Origin of the sequence: Paenalicyclobacillus cellulosilyticus (assembly GCF_014647315.1) — a bacterium.
Lineage (GTDB): Bacteria > Bacillota > Bacilli > Alicyclobacillales > Alicyclobacillaceae > Alicyclobacillus_J > Alicyclobacillus_J cellulosilyticus.
This window is the reverse complement of the sequence record NZ_BMOY01000073.1, coordinates 1-3295: the sequence shown is the minus strand read 5'-3', so window position 1 is coordinate 3295 and position 3295 is coordinate 1. Positions and strand designations below refer to the sequence as shown.

Sequence of the window (3295 nt, the reverse complement as noted above, 5' to 3'; positions counted from 1 at the left end):
GTGTTTTAGCCATCTCTAAATGGCTGAAAGCTGACGTTATTGCCTGTCCGAAAATTGCTGAGTAAAATGACCATATCCTACGAAAGGAAAGACGCCCCTCTTTACGTGGTGCTGCGCCAACAGCATCACAAGGGGCGTCCACCGCTCGATATGGTCAGTATATCAAACTTTAAGCTTGTTGAAAGCCACACCACCGGTGTTTTTTGTTCGGAGTGCGGAGAATGTCCCCTGCCCTTGTTGCCAAGGTGAGCTTCGTACCATCGGGAGTCGGAAGAGGACGTGGATTCAGAGCTCCGGCCACAAGATAAAACTCATCATCCGCCGGCTGCGCTGCCGGGATTGCAACAAGATCCACCACGAACTGCCGAACTTTCTGGTTCCCTATCGTCGCCACGAGGCACAGGTCATTGAGGATGCTATCACGGATAAGGCGACGCCTGCTTGCGTTGAGGAATCAACGCTGCGGCGCTGGCGTCAGTGGTTCCAAGACTTTGCCTCATATGCCGCTGGCTGCCTGGAGTCCATCGCTATCCGCTTCCAGTGGACTGTGGAGAGTTCGTCCGCTCATCCGCAAACCGCACTCCATCGAATCGGACGGGTCATTGGACATCATCCCGGTTGGCTGGCACGTGCTGTCCGGCCGATTGTAAATCTACATTTGTGGAGACATACCCGTTCGGCGTGTTGATCCGCGTCTGGTCGAAGTACGTTCATGCTGACCCTACCAAAATGGAGGTGGTTGGCATGAAAGATTCGAGGAAGGCGGAGGAAATCGCCGCACATCGGGTGCAGATGCTGTCTCCGCTGCTTGCAGACGGCCTGGATGCAGGCCGTGCGCGGCAGATCAGGGGTGAGATCTGCGCACAAACGGGTCTCTCAGAACGAACGATTCGCCGGTATCTGGCCCAGTACCGCAAGGAAGGATTCGAGGGTCTCAAGCCGAGACCCAAGGTGTATCAAAGGCCAGAGGCCATCTCGGAGTCGCTTCTGGAACAGGCCATCTTGCTGCGACGGGAGGTTCCCACGCGCAGCGTCTCCCAGATTATTCAGATCCTTGAGTGGGAGGGGCATGCAACGCCAGGCCAGATCAAGCGCAGCACTTTGCAGGAGAAGTTGGCGGAGCGTGGGTACAGCGCCCGTCAGATGCGGATGTACACCACAACCGGTACCGCCGCACGCCGGTTTCAGCATCGGCATCGAAACGAACTGTGGCAGTCAGACATCAAGTTCGGCCCATATCTGCCCATCGGGCCTGGCGGTGCAAGGAAACAGGTCTACCTCGTCGTGTTCCTGGACGACGCCACGCGGTACGTACTCCATGCCGAGTTCTACCCCACCCTCGATCAGGCCATCGTGGAAGATTGTTTTCGCCAAGCCATCCAGAAATACGGCGTCCCGGATTCTGTATACTTCGACAACGGAAAACAGTACCGAACCCGTTGGATGGCCCGGACCTGTTCCAAGCTTGGGATACGGCTTCTCTACACCAAGCCGTACGCTGCCGAGAGCAAGGGAAAAGTGGAGAAGTTCAATCGGACGGTTGACTCGTTTCTCAGCGAGATTGCCCTGGACAAACCGCAGACCCTGGAGCAGTTGAATCAGAAATTCAACGTATGGCTGTCGGAATGCTACCAGAACAAGCCGCATGCCGCGCTCTCCACGGACAATCAGTCCATAAGCCCCGAGACGGCGTACCGTAGTGACCGTAAGGCACTGCGATTTGTCGAACCGGAGGTCCTCGCGAATGCGTTCCTGCATGCCGAGACACGTAAAGTGGACAAGTCCGGATGCATCAGCTTCATGGACCGGAAGTATGAGGTGGGGTTGTCATTCATCGGTTGCACGGTGGACGTCATTTACGATCCAGCAGACATCAGCGAGGTGACCATCGAGTACGAGGGACATGAACCGTGGAAAGCTCGCCCCATGGTCATCGGCGAACGGGCCGGCAAACGACCCAAGTTACCAGAACATTTGGGGCCCCAACCAGCAGACGCGTCCAGGTTGCTGGGTGCTGCGCAGAAACAACATGAGCAACGTCAACACAGACAGGCACGTGCCATCTCCTACGCGTCCGCGTGGAACGAGGTGAAGGGAGATGTTTGAGTCATTTTACGGGTTTAGGTACACCCCGTTCGCCAGAAACATTCCGGCCGCAGAGCTCTACACATCGCCATCGTTGGAGGACACGCTGGGACGGCTTTCTTACGCGGCGCAGCGGCAACTGTTCTGTGTCGTCACCGGGGACTGCGGAACGGGAAAGACCACCACCATTCGCCGTTTTGCGGAGACATTGGATGGCGCCAAGTACCAGGTCCTCTACCTGTCAGACTCGAAACTCACGCCTCGCCACTTCTACAAAGGGCTGTTGGAGCAGCTCGGGTGTGAGTCGAAGTTCTACCGCGGTGACGCAAAGCGACAGTTGCATCGCGAGATAGAACTCATGCGCGGCATTCACCACGTGCAGCCCGTTTGCATCGTAGACGAAGCTCATCTTCTCGACCGCGAGATGTTGGAGGAAGTGCGCTTCCTGCTTAACTTCCGCATGGATGCGCAAAGCCCCATGGCGCTCATCCTGGTCGGGCAAAGTGAACTCTGGGAGCGTCTAAACCTCCAGGCGTATGCCGCCATCCGCCAACGAATCGACATACAGTGCAAGCTCCCGTACTACGACCGGGCTGAGGTTGGTGAGTACATCCGACGTCACCTGGCCTACGCCGGGGCCGAACATGAGATTTTCTCGGACAAGGCCATCGACGAGATTTATCAATTCTCCAGTGGTGCAGCACGCATGATCAACAAGGTGTGTACACACTGCCTCATGTACGGTGCCCAGACGAAGCACCGGATCATTGATGATCACATCGTGCATCTGGTCATACAGGGGGAGTTGTCATGACCAGGCAAACTGCAAAGCGAGGCACCCTGCGTTACGACAGACAGTGGGACCGCTTCTCTGTTCAGTGTGGGGACGACTTTGTGTCTTTGCACTGTGGAGAAGAGATTGGCTTACGAATAGGCAGGCAGTTTGTGTGGGGACGGTTGGAAGTGGACATGGCGGGCAGTTGGTGCATCGTCTTTCCCGGGGCGACAGATGGCAAATCAACGGTGCTCACGTTAAGAACAGCTGGGATCTATGATGCCAAGATTTATCTGTAGACTTCAGTTCTAAACTTCAGTGGCAGCGGGGCAGCTCGGATGAGTTGCCCCGTTTATCCACTATGGCCACCGAATCCGTCAGTTTCTGGACAACAAACGCCGTCAACTTATGGCCATTATACGCTGGCTGTAACAC

4 protein-coding genes are annotated in these 3295 nt (G+C 56.0%); all 4 read left to right on the top strand.

Going from position 1 to position 3295, the window contains the following annotated elements; all coding sequences use genetic code 11:
- Positions 1-196: 196 nt before the first annotated feature.
- From IEX97_RS13635 to IEX97_RS14035, 4 genes are read left to right on the top strand one after another with little or no spacing between them, the layout of a single operon-like run.
- The gene (locus tag IEX97_RS13635) at positions 197-688 is read left to right on the top strand and encodes a DUF6431 domain-containing protein (RefSeq protein WP_229776910.1); all 492 of its coding nucleotides are present in this window, start codon (positions 197-199) and stop codon (positions 686-688) included.
- 56 nt (positions 689-744) lie between these two features.
- Positions 745-2106: a DDE-type integrase/transposase/recombinase gene (locus tag IEX97_RS12755; RefSeq protein ID WP_188883490.1), complete on the top strand. Its 1362-nt coding sequence runs from the start codon at positions 745-747 to the stop codon at positions 2104-2106.
- Positions 2099-2899, top strand: coding sequence for an ExeA family protein (locus tag IEX97_RS12750; protein ID WP_188883489.1), 801 nt, complete (start codon positions 2099-2101; stop codon positions 2897-2899). Before IEX97_RS12755 ends, IEX97_RS12750 begins: the two co-directional genes overlap by 8 nt.
- A complete protein-coding gene (locus tag IEX97_RS14035; RefSeq protein WP_188883488.1) occupies positions 2896-3159 on the top strand; it encodes a DUF5348 domain-containing protein in 264 nt (87 codons plus the stop codon). Before IEX97_RS12750 ends, IEX97_RS14035 begins: the two co-directional genes overlap by 4 nt.
- The last annotated feature ends 136 nt before the right edge of the window (positions 3160-3295 follow it).

Excerpts from the sequence above, each read along its gene's own strand:
- IEX97_RS14035 (WP_188883488.1), top strand. The coding sequence starts at position 2,896 with ATGACCAGGCAAACTGCAAAGCGAGGCACCCTGCGTTACGACAGACAG.
- IEX97_RS12755 (WP_188883490.1), top strand. The coding sequence starts at position 745 with ATGAAAGATTCGAGGAAGGCGGAGGAAATCGCCGCACATCGGGTGCAG.
- IEX97_RS12750 (WP_188883489.1), top strand. The coding sequence starts at position 2,099 with ATGTTTGAGTCATTTTACGGGTTTAGGTACACCCCGTTCGCCAGAAAC.